Origin of the sequence: Bradyrhizobium prioriisuperbiae (genome assembly GCF_032397745.1) — a bacterium.
Classification (GTDB): domain Bacteria; phylum Pseudomonadota; class Alphaproteobacteria; order Rhizobiales; family Xanthobacteraceae; genus Bradyrhizobium_A; species Bradyrhizobium_A prioriisuperbiae.
Window position 1 is genome coordinate 4,696,716 of sequence record NZ_CP135921.1, and the last position, 16,406, is coordinate 4,713,121.

Sequence of the window (16,406 nt, forward strand, 5' to 3'; positions counted from 1 at the left end):
GGCGGAGCGGTGGTCACCGGGGTCTCTCCACGAGGCGGAGAGCCGCCGGGCAGGCCGGATGGGGTCCGGCTCAGTCCGGCGATCCGGATCGGAGCAAGCGATCCGAAGTCGTGTATTGCAGTTACGCGATCCGTTCGTCCTGCAGCGGGCCGTGCGCAGGCTGCGGCAAACGCACGATTCGCCCCGACGTATCCGGATCGCTGGCTTCCAACACGCGGTGATCGCGGGCGAGCAGCACATAGAATGTCGGCAGCACGAACAGCGTGAACAGGGTGCCGATCAGCATGCCCATCACCACCACGATGCCGATGGCGAAGCGGCTGGCGGCGCCGGCGCCGTCGGCGAACAGCAGCGGCACGATGCCGGCGACCATGGCGGCGGTGGTCATCAGCACCGGTCGCATCCGCACCATCGCCGCCTTGCGGATGGCGGCGGCACGGTCGAGGCCCTCCTGGTGCTGGATCTCGTTGGCGAACGACACCATCAGGATGCCGTGCTTGGAGATCAGGCCGATCAGGGTGACGAGGCCGATCTGGGTGTAGATGTTGAGTGTCGTGAAGCCGAGATACAGCGGCAGCAGCGCGCCGCAGACCGCGAGCGGCACCGTCACCATGATCACCAGCGGATCGCGGAAGCTCTCATATTGCGCTGACAGCACCAGGAAGATCACAATCAGCGCCATGCCGAAGGACACCGTGAGGCGGTTGCCTTCCTTGACGAACTGGCGGCTGTCCGAAAGCCAGTCGACGGTGATCCCGGGCGACAGCGGCTGCGCCTGCATGAAGGCGACGGCCTGTCCCATGGTCACGCCGGGCTTCAGCACGGCGGAGAGCGTCGCCGAATTCATCTGGTTGAACTGCGGCAGGCGGTTGGGTTGCGGCGCGACGTCGACCTTGATCACAGTGGAGAGCGGGATCATCTGGCCGGAGCGGGAGCGAACTTCGAAACGGCCGAGGCTGTCCGGGGTCAGGCGATCCTTCTGCCGGACCTGCGGGATCACGTCGTAGGAGCGCTCGAAGAAATTGAAGCGATTGACGTAGTTCTCGCCGACCAGCACCGCCAGCGTATCGGCGATGGTCTGCATGGTCAGGCCGACTTCGCCGGCCTTGGCCTGGTCGATGCTGATCCGCGCCGAGGGGCTGTCGAATGCCAGATCGTTGTCGACGAAGACGAACAACCCGCTTTTCCAGGCCGCCCATTTCAGTTTGTCGAGGTCCTGGTAGATGGTGTGGAAATCGGCGGCCGAGCGCAGCACCATCTGGAACGGCAGGCCACCGGTCGCGGCCGGCAGCGGCGCCGGTTCGAACGGTGATACCGTCACGCCGAGCACGCCGGCGCCCGCGCCATAGAGCTGCTTGAGGACATCGGTGGACGAGCGCTTGCGCTGCGACCAGTCGGTCATCATGATGCCGCCGAAGGCGTTGTTCTGCCCGTCGGATCCGTTGATCACGAAACTGCCCTCGTATTCGGGCATCGCGCGGTAGATCTGCTCGACGGCATCGGTGTATCGCGCCGTATAATTGACATTGGCGTATTGCGGCGCGCGCGAGGCGGTGAACACATAGCCTTGGTCTTCCGGCGGCGCGAGCTCCTTCTGGCTGCCCAGGAACAGCACCGGGATTGCGATCAGCACGAAGATGGCGACGGTGAGCACCGCCGGACGCATGTGAAGGGTGCGTGCCAGCAGGCGGCCGTAGTTGTCCGCAAGCTTCCCGAGCGTATGCTCGACCATGCGTTCGAGCCGTCCCTGCTTGGCGCCTGCGGGAAGCAACTGTGCGCTCATCATCGGTGACAGGGTCAGGGCGATGACGCCGGAGACGATCACGGAGCCGGCGAGGGTGAAGGCAAACTCGCGAAACAGGCTGCCGGTCAGGCCGCCCATCAAGCCGATGGGAGCATAGACGGCGGCGAGCGTGATGGTCATGGCGATGACGGGCCCGACGATTTCGCGGGCACCGGCAATCGCTGCATCCGTCGGGCTGAGGCCCTCTTCGATATGGCGATGGATGTTTTCCACCACCACGATGGCATCGTCGACCACGAGGCCGATCGCCAGCACCATGGCGAGCAGGGTCAAGAGATTGATGGAGAACCCGAACGCCAGCATCAGTGCGGCGGTGCCGATCATCGACAGCGGGATTGTCACCACGGGGATCAGCACGGCGCGGAACGAGCCCAGGAACAGCAGGATCACGATCACCACGATCACGATCGCCTCGATCAGGGTGTGCTGCACTTCGGAAATCGAGGCATTGACGAACTTCACAACGTCGAAGCCGGATCGCACCTCCAGCCCGGGAGGGGCCTGCTTGTTCAACTGCTTGATCATCTCGGTCGAGGCCTTGACGATCTCGATGGGGTTGCCATCGGGGGTCGGCTGCAGGCCGATGAACAGCGTGGGTCGGCCGTTGTCGCGGGCGCCGGAATCGTAGTTCTGGCCGCCAAGCTCAACCGTGGCGACATCGGCCAGGCGCACCAGGCCTTCGTTGCCGGTCTTGATCACCATCCGCCGGAAACCCTCGATATCGTTGAGGTCGGTGGCCGCGGTGATGTTGATCACCGTGGAATCGCCCTTCAGCTGGCCGGGTGCGGCCTGAACGTTGTTGCTGCGCAGGGCTGCTGCGATGTCGGCGGCGGTCAGGCCGCGGGCGGCGAGCTTGACCGGGTCGATCCAGACCCGCATCGCGAGCTGCTGCGCGCCGTAGAGGTCGGCGGAGGCGACGCCCGGGATCGAGGTCAGCAATGGCTGCGCCACACGGGTGGCGAAGTCGGTGATTTGCGGAATACCGAGGGTATCGCTGGTGAAGGCGATGTACTGCACTGCGGAGGCGCCGTCGGTGATCTTGCTGATCACCGGATCGAAAGCGCCGGGCGGCAGGCGGTATTTGACCTGCTGCACTTTCGCCAGGATTTCGGTCATGGCGCGGTCGGCATTGGCGTTGAGCACGAGCTTGGCCTTGATCTGGCTCTTGCCCATGGTCGAGGTGGAGGTCAGGTATTCGATTCCGTTGGCAGTGGCGATCGACTGCGCAATCGGCGTGGTGACGAAGCCCTGCATCACATCCTGGGTGGCGCCGGGAAAACTGGTGTCCACCGTGATGGTCGCGCTTTCCAGGTTCGGATATTGCCGCACCGGCAGCGACACCAATGCGCTGGCGCCGACCAGCAGGATCAGCAGGCTGACGACCGTCGCAAGGACGGGGCGGCGGATGAAGCGATCGGTAAAATGCATGGGACGGCCGCCGTTACTGGGACGCTGATGAACTGGCGACAGCGACCGGCGATCCCGGCTGGACGCGCAACTGTCCGACCGTGATGATCTGGTCGCCGGCTGCGACGCCGCGCTCCACCACGACACGGTCGCCGATGCGCTGTCCGGTCACCACCGGCACGGCGAGAGCCTTGCCGTCGCGCACCAGCATCACGCTGTCGCCGGAGGCCGTGGTCTGGATTGCGGTGGTGGGGATGACGATGGCATCCGGCCGCGGCGGCAGCTCGATATTGGCCGTCACATAAAGTCCCGGCCGCAGCAGCAGATCCGGATTGCTGAATTCGGCCTGGACCGTGACGTTGCGGGTGTCCTGCGCGACGATCGGCTCGATGGCGTTGATCCTGGCCTGGAACGTGCGGTCGGGAAAGGCGTCGGTTCGGAGCGTCACCGTGCCGCCGACATGCAGCCTGAACAATTGCTGCTGTGGCACCGTGAAGTTGACATAGAGCCGGTCGAGCGCGGTCAGTGTGGCCAGTGTATCGCCGGCGTTGACATATTGCCCGAGGTTGACGCGGCGGATGCCGATCTGGCCGGCGAACGGCGCGCGGATGGCGCGCTGCGTGATCTGGGCGTCCAGCTGGTCGATCGCGGCCTTGGCCTGGATCAGCTCTTCCTCGCGCTGCTGGATCACCTCCTGGCTGACAAAGCCGGAGGGGGCGAGACCCTGCGAGCGCTTGCTCTGCAGTTGTGCGAAACGGCCGCGCGACAGCAGTGCGTCACGCTCCGCGCGCTGTGGCGCGTCGTAAAGCTGCACCAGCGGCGCGCCCTCGGCCACGTTCATGCCGGCTTCGAGATTGATCGCGACGACGCGGCCGGCCACTTCCGGCGACAGCGTCACCTGGCGCACCGCCTGCAGCGAGCCGATCGCCTCTATCGACTGCGGCAGGGTTTCCGGCCGCGCCATCATGGCCGACACCGGCGTCGGCGGATGGGGATAGGCGACGTTGGCCGCCGCCTGTCGCGCCGCACGCCAGGCATAGACGGCGGCGAACAGGCACAGCAGCGCGACGACGGCAATCGCCATCGGCCCAAGACGGCGAACGGAGGGGCGGTGATGCAGGGGAATGGCGGTGGGCATATCGGCTCCGGAACAAGGCTCCGCGCGGACGCGGAAAGCTTGCACCAGCAAGCCGACACACGATATACAACCTCAAGCATAGTTGAGGTCAAGAGGGATGGAGATCTCGCGGGATCTGTCGGTCGGCGAGGTGGCGGAACGCAGCGGCGTCGCCATCTCCACCCTGCATTTTTACGAAACCAAGGGGCTGATCGCGAGCCGGCGCACCAGCGGCAACCAGCGCCGTTATCCCCGCGGCATCCTGCGACGAATTGCCATCATCAAGATTGCCCAGCGGGCCGGAATTCCGCTGGCCGAAATCAGGAAGGCCTTTGTTGCCATTCCGCCGGACCAGACCCCCAATGCGCGGGACTGGGCCCGCGCCATGAAGACCTGGACCGCGACATTGCAGGCCCGGATCGAGGATCTCACCGCCCTGCGCGACAAGCTCTATGGCTGCATCGGCTGCGGCTGCCTGTCGCTCAGGGATTGTCCGCTGCGCAATGCGGACGACCGGCTTGCCGCGGAAGGCGCCGGACCGCGCATTCTCATCAAGGCTGTCGGGAAGGCCAGCAAGGCGCGGCGACCGGGCGCATCCTTGTCCCGAATCCGCTAGCCGCGCGAAACCTTGCGGCGGCCGCCGATGTCGGAACGCAGCTCCACCAGGTCCTTGTGCGCGGCGCTGGTGGCGGCGCGTTCGATCCGCCGGTAGCGCTCGATCAGCGTCAGCCCGAACGGGGTGAGCGTCGCCCCGCCGCCGTGCTTGCCGCCGGTCTGCCGTTCCACCACCGGATTGCCGCAGATCCGGTTGATCTCGTCGACCAGGTCCCAGGCGCGCTTGTAGGACATGTCCATGGCGCGGCCCGCCGCCGAGATCGAGCCGCAGGCCTTGATCTGCTCCAGCAGTTCGATCTTGCCGGGGCCGATCCGCCCCTCGGAATCGAGGTCGATCCGCACGCTGAGGGAGGGAAGGGCGGATTTCGGCATTGCGGGTCTCGCTGGTCGGCTGGCTTGGTCGTCGCACGGGGCGCTGGCTTGCTGCGCCATCATAGCCCGGAAGTGCGGTGGGGCGTAAGACGGCAAAGTCTCGTCGCGCAATAAAATCCACGGGAGCGCGGCCAACCGGGCCGCATTGCCGGGTATCCCGGCGTCTGTCGTGCGGGTGTTGATCGATATATTCATATGTATATAACGGTGCGTCGTCCGGGCTCAAAAAATAAATCACGGGAACAATCTGACATGCGTCGTCTGCAACGCACTGCCGTCGCGCTCCGCCATGTGGCGTTCGAAGATCTGGGGCTGCTCGCACCGGTGCTCGATCGCGCCGGCTGGACGGTGTCATTCTGCGAGGCCGCGGTCGAGGACCTGTCGCACGCTTCGATCGTCAATGCGGACCTCCTGATCGTGCTGGGCGGCCCGATTGGTGCCTACGAGATCGACAAATATCCGTTCCTGTCGCGGGAAATTGCGTTGCTCGAACGCCGGCTGCGCAAGAAACGGCCGACGCTGGGTATCTGTCTCGGCAGCCAGCTGATGGCGAAGGCGCTCGGCAGTCGCGTCTATGCCGGTGCCGTCAAGGAGATCGGCTGGGGCAAGGTCGAGCTCACCGAGGCGGGCGCGGCCTCCTGCCTCGGCGGGTTGGCCTGTGACGACGCGCGGGTGCTGCATTGGCATGGCGACAGTTTCGACCTGCCGGAGGGGGCGGTGCGGCTTGCCTCCAACGCGCATTACGACAATCAGGCGTTCGCCTTCGGTGGCCAGGCGCTGGGGCTGCAATTCCATCTCGAGGCCGAGCCGCGCCAGCTCGAAGAATGGTATGTCGGTCATGCGGTGGAGCTTGCCGCCGCCGGCATTTCCGTGCCCGAACTGCGCACGGCCACCTCGGCGCTTGCGGGTCGGTTGCGGACCCAGGCCGACAGCGTGTTCGACCCTTGGCTGCGGCAGATCGGTCCGGTGTGATGCGCAGGAGCGAGCGCCGGTCAGCAGTCGAGCCGCCTGATTTGCCGCGGCGTGCGGCGGTCAGCGAGACTGCCAAACCGTCGCGTGCAAGCCCTGCGGCCAAATCCGTTCAGCGCCAGCGTCTTGATCCCGCCGACCGTGCCAAGACCATTGCGGATGCCGCTGCCGCTTTGTTCGCCGAGAAAGGCTTCGAGGGCCAGACGCGCGAGTTGGCGGCGCGGCTCGGCATCACCCAGCCGCTGCTCTATCGTTATTTCCCCAGCAAGGACGCGCTGATCGAACGCGTTTGCCGCGATATCTTCATCGATCGCTGGAATCCGCGCTGGGAGCAACTGGTGGTGGACCGGCGGCTTCCGCTGCGTGAGCGCCTGATCACGTTCTATCAGGCCTATGCGGCGGCGATCCTCACCTACGAATGGGTACGTCTTTTCATGTTTGCGGGCCTGCGGCAGCTCGATCTCAATGCGCGGTATCTGGATTTCCTGAAGCAGCGGCTGTTCGGCCGCGTGATCGGCGAACTGCGCCATGACTTCGGTCGCCCGCCGCTGCGCGAGATGCCGGTGACGTCGATGGAAATCGAAATGGTCTGGGGCCTGCACGCCAAGATCTTCTATCTCGGCGTCCGCCGCTTCATCTACAACATGCCGCTCGATGACGACATCAACAGCATCATCGGAGCCCATGTGCTGAATTTCCTGGACGGCATTGCGGCCAATTTGCCGCAGGGCGCGACTGCGTCTGTCAAGAGCCGGACGTTGCGCGCGGGGCGCCGCAATTGAGGCAATCTCGACGCTTTCAACCCAGCCCGGCGTTTTTCCGTCTTCGTCTTTGCCGCCGGGTCTGGTAATGAAACTCACCTCAAAAAATCACTCGGATTGAAAAGAACTTAGAGAGGAAAAATCATGGTCAATCGGATGCAGTTCTATATCGACGGCGCCTGGGTCGATCCCGTGGTCAAGAAGTCCACGCCCGTGGTCAATCCGGCCACTGAGGAGCCGATGTATGAGATCGCGCTGGGCTCCAAGGCCGATGTCGACAAGGCGGTGGCTGCAGCCCAGAAGGCCTTCGAGACCTTTTCCCAGACCAGCCGCGAGGAGCGCGTCGCGCTGCTCACCAAGGTGGTCGAGGTCTACAAGACCCGCATGAAGGACATCGGCGCCGCGGTCTCCGACGAGATGGGCGCTCCGCTGCCGTTCGCCGAAAAATTCCAGGCCGGTGCCGGCCTCGGCCACATCATGTCGACCCTCGAGGTGCTGAAGAATTACCAGTTCGAGGAGCCGCTGGGATCCGCCGTGGTGGTGCGCGAGCCGGTCGGCGTCATCGGCATGATCACGCCGTGGAACTGGCCGCTGAACCAGATCGCCTGCAAGGTGGCGCCCGCAATCGCCGCCGGCTGCACCATGATCCTGAAGCCGTCGGAATTCACGCCGACCTCGGCCTTGATCTTCGCCGAAATTCTCCATGAAGCCGGCGTGCCGAAGGGTGTGTTCAATCTGGTCAACGGCCTCGGTCCCGACGTCGGTGCCGCGATGAGCGAGCATCCGGGCATCGACATGATCTCGTTCACCGGCTCGACCCGCGCCGGCATCGATGTCGCCAAGCGTGCGGCGCCGACCGTGAAGCGCGTCAGCCAGGAGCTCGGCGGCAAGTCGCCGAACATCATCCTGGAAGACGCCGACCTCACCAAGGCCGTGACCGGCGGCGTCGCGCACGTGTTCAACAATTCGGGCCAGTCGTGCAACGCGCCGACCCGGATGATCGTGCCGCAGTCGAAGATGAAAGAAGTGGCTGCGATCGCCAAGGGCGTGGCTGAGAAGACCAAGGCGGGCGATCCGCGCGCGGCCGACACCAACATCGGCCCCGTCGTGTCGCGCATCCAGTGGGACAAGATCCAGGCGCTGATCCAGAAGGGCATCGCGGAAGGCGCAACCCTGGTCGCCGGCGGTCCGGGCCTGCCCGAGGGCGTCAACAAGGGCTTCTATGTGCGCCCGACCGTGTTCGCCGACGTCACCAATGACATGACCATCGCACGCGAGGAGATCTTCGGGCCGGTGATCACGATCCTGGGTGCGAAGGACGAAAGCGAGGCGGTGAAGATCGCCAACGACACGCCATACGGTCTGGCCGGTTATGTCTCGGCCGGCACCGTCGAGGGCGCGCGCAAGGTCGGCCGCCAGATCCGCGCCGGCAACGTCAATCTCAATGGCGTGCCCAACGAACGCGCCGCGCCATTCGGTGGCTACAAGCAGTCCGGCAACGGCCGCGAGTGGGGCAAGTTCGGCCTGGAAGAATATCTGGAAGTGAAGGCCATCGCCGGCTTCAGCGCGGCGTAAGGCGCGTCACTTCAAGACTCGGATTGATCCGGGGCGTCGCAATGCGGCGCCCCGGATTTTTTAATGTGCGTCCGAAAGTTAGACCGGACTGACAGTGGTGGTGCGCAGGGCGCGTCAACATCTTCTGCTGTCGTCCCCGGCTTGACCGGGGACCCAGTAAACGCAGGCGCTACTTGGTGTGCACCGCGTTCACTCCATCAACACCGGGCGTACTGGATGCCCGCGTGCGTGCGCGGGCATGACAGCTTCGGGTGTCGCGGTGCATTGCTTCCTACGCAGGCGGTAACTCTCTGCATAACGAGCATGCCGTCGCTTTAGCTACTTCTGCAGCGCGCGAAACAGGCCCAGCAGCGCGAGCGCGCTTACCATCATCGCGGCGGCGAAAAACACCGGGGCCGACGAACTCCCCATGCTGTCGCGCAGTCGCCCGGCGAGCGCCGGCAGCAGCGCCATGCCGGCATAGTAGCAGGTGAAGTACACGCCCATTCCGGTGGCGCGGCTTTCTGGCCGCAGCACCTCGACCGGCAGGGCCATGATCAGGCCTGCCGGAAGCCCGGCCGCGATCGCGATCACCAGAAAGCACGCGACCGGCGCGCCGACCACGGGCAGCGCTGCCGCGGCGACGGCTGACACGATGAAGCCGCCGGCCATCAGCCAAGTGGCGTGGCCGACTCGTGTGCCCAGATAACCGCCGAGCACGATCATCGGGACCAGGAACCAGCCGAGCAGGCTGACGATCCAGCTGCCTTGTGCCAGCGAGAAGCCACGGCTGACGAAAAACTCCGGCGCGAAACTGATCAGGGCGATGAAGCCGACATTGTAGACCGCCCAGATTGCGCCGGCGATCAGCGCCATCCGCCATTCATAACCGTTGAGCTGCAGCGAGAACGCCGCCGCCTGCGCGGTCTGCGTGCCGGGTGGTGGACGATAGACCACGGCCACCAGCACGAGGCACACAAGCGAGACGGCGGTGCCGGCATACATCAGGGCCGGCCAGCCGAAGGCAGCCGCGATGGCCTGTCCGCCGGCCAATCCGGCGCCGACCCCGAGCGGCCAGCTGGTGACCAGGATCGCAAGCGCCGTCGAGACGTTGCGATCGGTGAACCAGTCCGCCACCATTTTGGTCAGCAGCACGTTGAGCAGCACCGCGCCGGTTCCGCTGAGCAGCCGTCCCGCCGTCATCGCGCCGAAACTCGTGCTAGCGCCCATGATCAGCCCGCCGATCGCCATCAGGACGAGGCCGCCGAGCACGACCTTTGCGCCGAAGCGCTGCCCCAGCACGCCGCCGGGAAAGGCGATGACCACGCCCGGCAACAGATAAAGGCCGATCAGCGTCCCGATATCGGAGTAGCTGAAGGCCAGCTGCCCGACGAGCAGCGGCCCGCTCGAACCCACAGTCTGGAATTGCAGGGCCATTGCCGTGCGAGCCGCAAACAGCACGGCGAGAATGATCCAGCGCGTTCGGGACATGGGGACTCGGCGGATTACAAGGGGAGCAGCGGTAACGGGGCGTATTGCAACAAGCACAACTCAGCGCAGATTTTCAAGTGCTCTCGCACTTTTGGGTTGCAGTGCAAACGTGTGTTGGCCGTTCGCAGTCCGATCGATACTGTCAACGGGGCCGAAAGACTCAGAAGAAATTTCTTCGATGGCGGCGATATATCGGGTTATGCGGGAGAGATCTCGCTGCGCCGAGTGATTTTTTTGCTGGCAATGATGAACGTGTCAGATGCGGCGGCGGCCAGGTTTCGCGAATTTTATTTTGTTTGGATTTGTGTCTGAACATGTCTTGACGACAGGGCGTGAGCGGACGGCAATCCGCGATCAGTGTTTGACCGACTGATCGCCCGACGGATCGAACAGCGCCTCGGTGAACGGAAACTCCAGCACCACCTCGCCGCTGGCGTCGGTGACTTCGAGGTGGGCCGTGAGAAGGTGTCGCGGCTGGCTTTCGCTGCCGAGAAGCTCCCGGATCGTGGTGCGAGCCACATCCCATGCCTGGTCGGGATCGCGCAAATCGATGCCATCGGGATCGCGCACGAGATCGGCGCCGATGCGGGTGTTGAAAAAGTATTTCGGCATAAACCTCACCTTGACATGCGACCGTGAACCATACGGAGAGGCGAGGGGCCGTCTGACGACGCTTTGAGCTCTCTTCCCGTTCTCCTGCGCTTCTTTTGGCGTCCGTCACTGTGTCTCGCAAGCAACAAGTCCGTGAGCGGTGTTGGCTAAAAGTCGCACACGGTTTTGCAGCTGCTTGCTGCTAGGATACTGGGATCGAAAAACAAGAAGAGGTAGCGGACATGAAAGATCCGACCCCCACCGGCGCAGCCTATGATGGTTCCCAACACAGCGGTTCCCATCGCCACGGTTCCGACGCCAATCCCACACCGGACATCGACCGCGTCTGGTTCGAAAACAACCCGGATCGTGTCCACAGATTACGGAACCTGATCCCATTCGAATCCAAGGATCCCCTTGGCCTGCCGCCGCTTGGCATGAGCTGGCGCATCCTGGTGACGCGGACTGTCGGTGGTGGGCGGCTGCGACTTCCGGTACCGCTGCCGACCAGCGTCGCCAACGAAAGCGTCGACGACGATCGGCAACTGTCGCTGATATTCGATCGGATTGCGCCGTCGGATGCGGTGACGATTTGCAGGACGGGCATGAACAAGAAGGGGCAGAAAGCCCTGCGCGATCCAAAACGCGATGCCGGAGATTGATGTTCTCCGGCGACGTCCCCGCGTCCGATCATCAGAAGATCCGACATGACGTCTGAGACAGAACGCCTAAGACATGCCGCCTAGTTGGTGAGGCGCGCTTGTGTCACGGCTTTCTGAAACAGCTTGGTCATGGCATCGGCAATGCCCTGGGTCGGGCTCACCTCGAAATAGAAGCCGGGCGAGGCACAGCTCTGCATGTTGGTGGCGATCTCGCTGGAGAACGGCGCGATCCAGGTGTTGTACCAGGCGTTGGTCGGCAAGGGCAGATAGGTGGTGTAGAGCACCGCGATCTGGATGCCGCGTCGTTTCATCGCGGTGCAGGCCGCGACTGTGAGGGGTTCCTGGCAGCGGCCGCCAGTGGTTCGTTTGGTACAGGTCGTGGGATAGTAGGCGTCGGCAACGCCATCCGAGACGAAGAACAGGAATTTCTGCGGAGACGACACAGCACCGGATCCGGGCGTTGCAATCGCGTTGTTCATTGCCGCCAGGACGTTGTCGTAATCGGTGCACTGATCGCTGTTGTAGTTCTGGTAGGGGACGGTCATCAGATCGATGGCGTTGGCCGCGGTCTTGGCGCTCGACAGACTTGCGGTCAACGCGGTGATGGTCGTCAGTGTGGTGCCGTTGCAGGAGGATCCGAATGTGTAGATCGCCATCCGGAACTGCTCGGGCACCACCGCTGCCGCCGCGGCCGTGTCCATCAGCGACTGCGTTGCCTGTCGCACCACGTCGATGCGCATGGTCACGCCGAGCCGTTTCGCGAGCTTGTAATAGTCGTTGGAGTTGGACAGGTCGTGACATGCAAACGCGCATTTGTCCGACGTGTTGGCGATCATCGTCGCAACGTCGGTCGGTGTGGCGGCGACCCCCATCGACGGCGTATTGTCCAGCAGCAGATGAAAGTCGATATAGGTCGGCAGTGCGGATGCCGCCGTCGATGACCCGGCCAGCGTGATGGTGCTGAAGCCCGCGAGTTTCATCATCTGGGTCTGTATCTCGGCCGAATAGCCGACGGTCGCGGTCCGGCCCGTGGCGCTGTCATTGACGCTGACCGTGGCGTTCTTCGAGGTGACCCAGGCGATGTCGGATTGCACGTCGAACATGTTTGCTGCGGTGGCTTGAGCCGCCGATGCGCTGATCGTCAAAGCAGAGCGATTGACCGCGGCCAGAACGGCTGCGTCAGCAGCCGAATCCAGCCGGACCTTCGCAGCCGTGGCGAGACTGTAATCGATGGCGGAGCCGACCATGCACACCAACGGCAGCAATGTCAGCCCGAACAGCAGCGAGATGTTGCCACGCCGGTCGTGCCGAAACCTGTGCAATCGGTTCGTCGCACGGCCGACGGCGCGTGCGGCCCGTGATCCCGGCTTGATGAAGAATGTAATGCTCATGCCCCTGGCCCGTTATCATCCTGCCCACCTCGCGACAGGTTTGTTGCATTCACTGTGCGGAACTCTAGGCCCTGCGGGATAAGCCCATGCAGTGCGCAGGACACCACCCTGTCGTGGTATGTGCATACGCGTCGCGAGGCCTCCGGGCAGATCCGGAACGTGACAATTGTAGGTTTTACGGGCTTATCTGCGTCTTGCTCTCGCCGTTTCGACGATGAAAAACGAGGGGTGGCCGTATGCCAGGATTAACTATCCGCGTTGAAAGCGCGGCCACTCGGAGCAACGATTCGATTGCGGGGGCATCGCTTGAGGCCGAATGCTTCGCTCCAACGCGGCCATGACGTCTGTTTTATGACTCAGTTTTGCATTCTGGGAGGTGTCTAGCGGGCGCCCGGCCGTTTGCTCGCCTTGCGTGCTGTCATCACCGTGCGCACATAGCCCGGCGCTGCCAGGCGGATGCTGCCGTCGGGCACGCGCAGGATGCGATCGAGCGCGATCTCGTAGAGACGGATGCGCTGCTCCAGGGCGTTGATCGCTTTTTTCGTGGCAGCGACACCGCTACTGCCCTCCGCCAACACCATGTCGGCGACGATGCCGCGGGTCGCGCCGCCCAACTGCATGATCATGTCGGCGACGCCTTCCGGATCGAAGGTGTCGAAGGTGCCATCCTTGACCCCTTGTGCGATGACGGCCGTCAGCACCGGGCGAAACAGCGCGCCGGCGGCGACATTGATGCGGTGGAACAGCACCTGGTTTTCGGGACGGAACAGCGTCTCGAACAGCGCCCATTCGGCGGCGGCATTCTCGATCTTGTTTTGCCGCAGCCGTGCCATCAGCGCGTTGAGCCGCGTCAGCGCGTCGAGGCCGGGCTGTTCCAGCACGTCGGCGACGCTGGCGAGCGCTGTAGCCGCAAGCCGTTCGGCCAGCGCCGCGAGCAGATCCTCCTTGGAGGAGAAGTAGTGATAGAACGCGCCCTTCGAGAGCCCGGCCTCTGCAATGACGTCATTGAGGCTCGCCTGGTCATAGCCGCGCGTCAGGAACAGGGATTGCGCGCAGTCCAGGATTTCAGTGCGGCGCACCTCCGGGTGCTTGACGATGCGAGGCATGAATCTCCGTGCGTGGCGTTCAACAACCCGTGCGGTTCCGGCGGCTGAACCTTGAAATTAGACCAGTGGTCGGTATAATAGACCAATGGTCGGTCCAAGACAAGTTTCATGGACAAGTTTCATGGGCAAGTTCCGTGACTGGCCGTGCGTTGTGTGAGGTTTCGCCATGATCGTGAAAATGATCGTCCAGACCCTGATCTCGTTCGGCGTCATGGGCGCGCTGCTGTTCCTGGGTGCGGGGACATTGCACTGGCCGGCCGCCTGGGTCTTCACCATCGGAATGACCATTGCCGGCCTGATCGGCGGGCTGTTGATGGCGCATTACGATCCCGCGCTGCTGAAGGAACGGATGGCGCCGCCGATCCAGAAGGACCAGCCGGCCGCGGACAAGATGTTTGTGTGGGCGCTCGGGACCACCATGCTGGCCTGGCTGGTGTTGATGGGGCTCGATGTCGTGCGTTTCGGCTGGTCGCAGATGCCCCTCTGGCTGCAATGGGTCGGCGGATTGGTGCTCTGTTTTGGTGTCTGGTTCACCTATCGCGTGATGCGGGAGAACAGCTTTGCCGCGCCGGTGGTGAAGATCCAGAAGGAGCGGGCGCAGACCGTGATCTCCACCGGACCGTATGGCTTTGTGCGCCATCCGATGTATCTGGGCATGCTGTTCCTGTTCCCGGGCATCGCGCTGTTGCTGGGCTCGTGGTGGGGCGTTGTCATCGCGTTCGGTCTGGTCCTGCTGCTCTGCGCCCGCATCCCACTCGAGGAGAAAGTGCTGCGGGCCGGTCTCGATGGTTATGACGCCTATACGCGGCAGGTGCGCTACCGGTTAATCCCGGGCCTCTGGTAGGGCGAGATTCAACGGGGATGTTTGTCATGGAAAGCCAGTCGGGTGGACCGCCGGTCGCCGTCCGCCGCCTTGGCGTCGCCGACGCTGAGGATTACCGCACCATCCGCCTCGCGGCACTGGCGCGGGAGCCGGATGCGTTCGGCTCGGTGTATGACGTCGAGGTCGCGCGCCCATTGTCCGCGTTCGTCGAGCGGCTAAAAACCTCGCACGTGTTCGGCGCCTATGCTGGCGAACGGATTGTCGGTTTGGCCGGCTTCAAGCAGGAAGACGGCCCGAAGGACAATCACAAGGGCTTCGTCTGGGGTCTCTATGTCAGGCCGTCGGCGCGCGGGCAGGGCGTGGCGCGGGCGCTGATGGCGGAGGTCATCGCGTCGGCCCGCGATAGGGTCGAACAACTCACCCTGGCGGTGGTCGAAGGCAACGAGGCGGCGCTGAAACTCTATCGCAGCCTCGGGTTCGAGGTTTACGGCCTCGAACCCCGCGCGCTGAAAAGCCCGGCCGGCTATCGCAACGAAGTGCTGATGGTGTTGATTTTCTCACCGGATACGGCGCCACCAGGAGCGGTCGCGACGGCCGAATAAAAATCAAATTTGTTTGAACCGTCCGAGAGCACGGCCGACATAATGGGTGCTGGGGGATTGCACACTCAGCTCAACGCACGGCGCCGCCAGACGAACATACTCCGTCGGGTCGCGCCGTGCTCATATCTTCGCGGATGGTTTGATCAGGCCGGCGCGGCCTCGGACGGAGCGCGGGCGGCGAGCCAGGCCGGCCACACCGCAGCACTTTGCAGCGTTGCCGTTGCAATCCAGCGCGACACCTGCCGCAACGGCGCACCGACCACGGGCGCGCGGCTTGCCTCCTGAAACACCTCGAGCTGGGTATCGGCCGACGTGCCGTCGCGCACGATGGCGCGGCAGTGCTCGACTTCGCTGACGCAATCGAGCGCGATCGCGTCGTCCGCGACCAACGCCAGCACCTTGCCGAGCAAGTCCGCGATTGTCACCGCGCCATCGCGGGTGACGAGCGATCCCTGCACGCCGAAACGCTGCGCCCGCCACTTGTTTTCCACCGCAAACGCGCGGTCGAGGGCATCGATGTCCGCATTGAGAGACGGATCGAGATAGAGCCGCCGCGCCAGGGCGCGATACAGCGCCGCCAGCGCCACGGCATCTTCCAGCCGGGTGCAGCAGTCGGCGGCGCGCAGCTCCAGTGTCGGATGGCCCGATGACGCCCCTCATGTCATTTAAGTATTTGAAATTGAATGAAATTATTTCAGTGAAGGCCAGCCGTGCACGATGGTGAGACGCCATCGATCCGGCTCGTGTCGGCCCGGAGGGCCGGCCATGCATCCTTTCTTATAATCGTTCTAAGAGCGGTCACATCCCGCGGCGCGGCGCTTGACCGAAGCGGGCACGGCTGCGACGTACGGCCTCATGACTCCTGATCAGCAGACTTTCGGTCGCATCCGGCTTGGCGATGCAGCGCGCGGCTTTTCCGGCGTGGTTGCCGCGCTGGAAACGACGGCCTCCACCTCGGCGCTCGATGCGGTCGAGCTGGAGCAGCGGCTGATCGAATTCGGCTTTGTCGAGGGGGCGGCGATCGAAATCCTGCATGAGGGTGCGATCGGCCGCGATCCGATCGCGGTGCGGATCAACAATGTCACGATTGCGCTGCGCCGGCGCGAGGCGATGGCCGTGGTGGTTGCGGCGGTGGAATAGG

At 63.9% G+C, this 16,406-nt stretch carries 16 protein-coding genes and 1 pseudogene; 9 read left to right on the forward strand and 8 right to left on the reverse strand.

All coding sequences use genetic code 11. The features are described 5' to 3' along the window. Positions 1-121 precede the first annotated feature (121 nt). Entirely contained in the window at positions 122-3,232 is a 3,111-nt protein-coding gene (locus RS897_RS22115; protein WP_315830855.1) for an efflux RND transporter permease subunit, read from the reverse strand. A gap of 13 nt (positions 3,233-3,245) precedes the next feature. Further along, on the reverse strand, positions 3,246-4,349 hold the full coding sequence (locus RS897_RS22120) for an efflux RND transporter periplasmic adaptor subunit (RefSeq protein ID WP_315830856.1): 1,104 nt from the start codon (positions 4,347-4,349) through the stop codon (positions 3,246-3,248). A gap of 97 nt (positions 4,350-4,446) precedes the next feature. Here RS897_RS22120 and soxR point away from each other — a divergent pair, with 97 nt between their 5' ends. Further along, complete coding sequence (gene soxR / locus RS897_RS22125; protein WP_315830857.1) at positions 4,447-4,944, forward strand: redox-sensitive transcriptional activator SoxR; 498 nt, start codon at positions 4,447-4,449, stop codon at positions 4,942-4,944. Here soxR and RS897_RS22130 read toward each other — a convergent pair. Then, positions 4,941-5,315 carry a winged helix-turn-helix domain-containing protein gene (locus RS897_RS22130; protein ID WP_315830858.1) on the reverse strand — a complete coding sequence of 125 codons (375 nt, stop codon included), beginning with the start codon at positions 5,313-5,315 and terminating at the stop codon, positions 4,941-4,943. The genes soxR and RS897_RS22130 overlap by 4 nt on opposite strands. A 252-nt stretch (positions 5,316-5,567) precedes the next feature. On the opposite strand from RS897_RS22130, the gene RS897_RS22135 reads away from it, so the two are divergent. From RS897_RS22135 to RS897_RS22145, 3 genes are all read left to right on the forward strand, one after another. Beyond that, complete coding sequence (locus RS897_RS22135) at positions 5,568-6,287, forward strand: glutamine amidotransferase (protein WP_315830859.1); 720 nt, start codon at positions 5,568-5,570, stop codon at positions 6,285-6,287. Positions 6,288-6,328: 41 nt separating this feature from the next. Continuing rightward, entirely contained in the window at positions 6,329-7,066 is a 738-nt protein-coding gene (locus RS897_RS22140) for a TetR/AcrR family transcriptional regulator (protein WP_315830860.1), read from the forward strand. A 123-nt stretch (positions 7,067-7,189) separates the two neighbouring features. Next, a complete protein-coding gene (locus tag RS897_RS22145; protein ID WP_315830861.1) occupies positions 7,190-8,620 on the forward strand; it encodes an aldehyde dehydrogenase family protein in 1,431 nt (476 codons plus the stop codon). Positions 8,621-8,938: 318 nt separating this feature from the next. Here RS897_RS22145 and RS897_RS22150 read toward each other — a convergent pair whose 3' ends face one another. After that, positions 8,939-10,090 carry an MFS transporter gene (locus RS897_RS22150; protein WP_315830862.1) on the reverse strand — a complete coding sequence of 384 codons (1,152 nt, stop codon included), beginning with the start codon at positions 10,088-10,090 and terminating at the stop codon, positions 8,939-8,941. A 114-nt stretch (positions 10,091-10,204) separates the two neighbouring features. On the opposite strand from RS897_RS22150, the gene RS897_RS22155 reads away from it, so the two are divergent. Then, positions 10,205-10,402 carry a hypothetical protein gene (locus RS897_RS22155; RefSeq protein WP_315830863.1) on the forward strand — a complete coding sequence of 66 codons (198 nt, stop codon included), beginning with the start codon at positions 10,205-10,207 and terminating at the stop codon, positions 10,400-10,402. Positions 10,403-10,444: 42 nt separating this feature from the next. On the opposite strand, the gene RS897_RS22160 is transcribed toward RS897_RS22155, so the two are convergent. Further along, positions 10,445-10,702 (reverse strand): DUF6894 family protein, encoded by a 258-nt coding sequence (locus tag RS897_RS22160; RefSeq protein WP_315830864.1) that lies wholly within the window; start codon positions 10,700-10,702, stop codon positions 10,445-10,447. Positions 10,703-10,923: 221 nt separating this feature from the next. Here RS897_RS22160 and RS897_RS22165 point away from each other — a divergent pair, with 221 nt between their 5' ends. Further along, the gene (locus RS897_RS22165) at positions 10,924-11,343 is read left to right on the forward strand and encodes a hypothetical protein (protein ID WP_315830865.1); all 420 of its coding nucleotides are present in this window, start codon (positions 10,924-10,926) and stop codon (positions 11,341-11,343) included. Positions 11,344-11,423: 80 nt separating this feature from the next. Here the strand turns inward: RS897_RS22165 and RS897_RS22170 are convergent, their stop codons facing one another. Together RS897_RS22170 and RS897_RS22175 are read right to left on the reverse strand one after the other, a co-directional pair. Beyond that, positions 11,424-12,734, reverse strand: a complete 1,311-nt coding sequence (locus RS897_RS22170; RefSeq protein WP_315830866.1) for a pilus assembly protein TadG-related protein — start codon at positions 12,732-12,734, stop codon at positions 11,424-11,426. 380 nt (positions 12,735-13,114) lie between these two features. Next, positions 13,115-13,840 (reverse strand): TetR/AcrR family transcriptional regulator, encoded by a 726-nt coding sequence (locus RS897_RS22175; protein ID WP_315830867.1) that lies wholly within the window; start codon positions 13,838-13,840, stop codon positions 13,115-13,117. A gap of 166 nt (positions 13,841-14,006) precedes the next feature. On the opposite strand from RS897_RS22175, the gene RS897_RS22180 reads away from it, so the two are divergent. Beyond that, complete coding sequence (locus tag RS897_RS22180; protein ID WP_315830868.1) at positions 14,007-14,684, forward strand: methyltransferase family protein; 678 nt, start codon at positions 14,007-14,009, stop codon at positions 14,682-14,684. A 26-nt stretch (positions 14,685-14,710) separates the two neighbouring features. Next, complete coding sequence (locus tag RS897_RS22185) at positions 14,711-15,265, forward strand: GNAT family N-acetyltransferase (protein WP_315830869.1); 555 nt, start codon at positions 14,711-14,713, stop codon at positions 15,263-15,265. A 143-nt stretch (positions 15,266-15,408) separates the two neighbouring features. Here the strand turns inward: RS897_RS22185 and RS897_RS22190 are convergent. After that, a pseudogene (locus tag RS897_RS22190) lies at positions 15,409-15,900 on the reverse strand (glutamate-cysteine ligase family protein); the annotation flags it as partial. A 220-nt stretch (positions 15,901-16,120) separates the two neighbouring features. Here RS897_RS22190 and RS897_RS22195 point away from each other — a divergent pair. Beyond that, the gene (locus RS897_RS22195; protein ID WP_315830871.1) at positions 16,121-16,405 is read left to right on the forward strand and encodes a FeoA family protein; all 285 of its coding nucleotides are present in this window, start codon (positions 16,121-16,123) and stop codon (positions 16,403-16,405) included. Position 16,406 lies beyond the last annotated feature (1 nt).

Bases quoted from the DNA above. Each gene is read 5' to 3' on its own strand.
- RS897_RS22115 (WP_315830855.1), bottom strand. From the start codon at position 3,232: ATGCATTTTACCGATCGCTTCATCCGCCGCCCCGTCCTTGCGACGGTC.
- RS897_RS22120 (WP_315830856.1), bottom strand. From the start codon at position 4,349: ATGCCCACCGCCATTCCCCTGCATCACCGCCCCTCCGTTCGCCGTCTT.
- soxR (WP_315830857.1), top strand. From the start codon at position 4,447: ATGGAGATCTCGCGGGATCTGTCGGTCGGCGAGGTGGCGGAACGCAGC.
- RS897_RS22130 (WP_315830858.1), bottom strand. From the start codon at position 5,315: ATGCCGAAATCCGCCCTTCCCTCCCTCAGCGTGCGGATCGACCTCGAT.
- RS897_RS22135 (WP_315830859.1), top strand. From the start codon at position 5,568: ATGCGTCGTCTGCAACGCACTGCCGTCGCGCTCCGCCATGTGGCGTTC.
- RS897_RS22145 (WP_315830861.1), top strand. From the start codon at position 7,190: ATGGTCAATCGGATGCAGTTCTATATCGACGGCGCCTGGGTCGATCCC.
- RS897_RS22150 (WP_315830862.1), bottom strand. From the start codon at position 10,090: ATGTCCCGAACGCGCTGGATCATTCTCGCCGTGCTGTTTGCGGCTCGC.
- RS897_RS22160 (WP_315830864.1), bottom strand. From the start codon at position 10,702: ATGCCGAAATACTTTTTCAACACCCGCATCGGCGCCGATCTCGTGCGC.
- RS897_RS22165 (WP_315830865.1), top strand. From the start codon at position 10,924: ATGAAAGATCCGACCCCCACCGGCGCAGCCTATGATGGTTCCCAACAC.
- RS897_RS22170 (WP_315830866.1), bottom strand. From the start codon at position 12,734: ATGAGCATTACATTCTTCATCAAGCCGGGATCACGGGCCGCACGCGCC.
- RS897_RS22175 (WP_315830867.1), bottom strand. From the start codon at position 13,840: ATGCCTCGCATCGTCAAGCACCCGGAGGTGCGCCGCACTGAAATCCTG.
- RS897_RS22180 (WP_315830868.1), top strand. From the start codon at position 14,007: ATGATCGTGAAAATGATCGTCCAGACCCTGATCTCGTTCGGCGTCATG.
- RS897_RS22185 (WP_315830869.1), top strand. From the start codon at position 14,711: ATGGAAAGCCAGTCGGGTGGACCGCCGGTCGCCGTCCGCCGCCTTGGC.
- RS897_RS22195 (WP_315830871.1), top strand. From the start codon at position 16,121: ATGACTCCTGATCAGCAGACTTTCGGTCGCATCCGGCTTGGCGATGCA.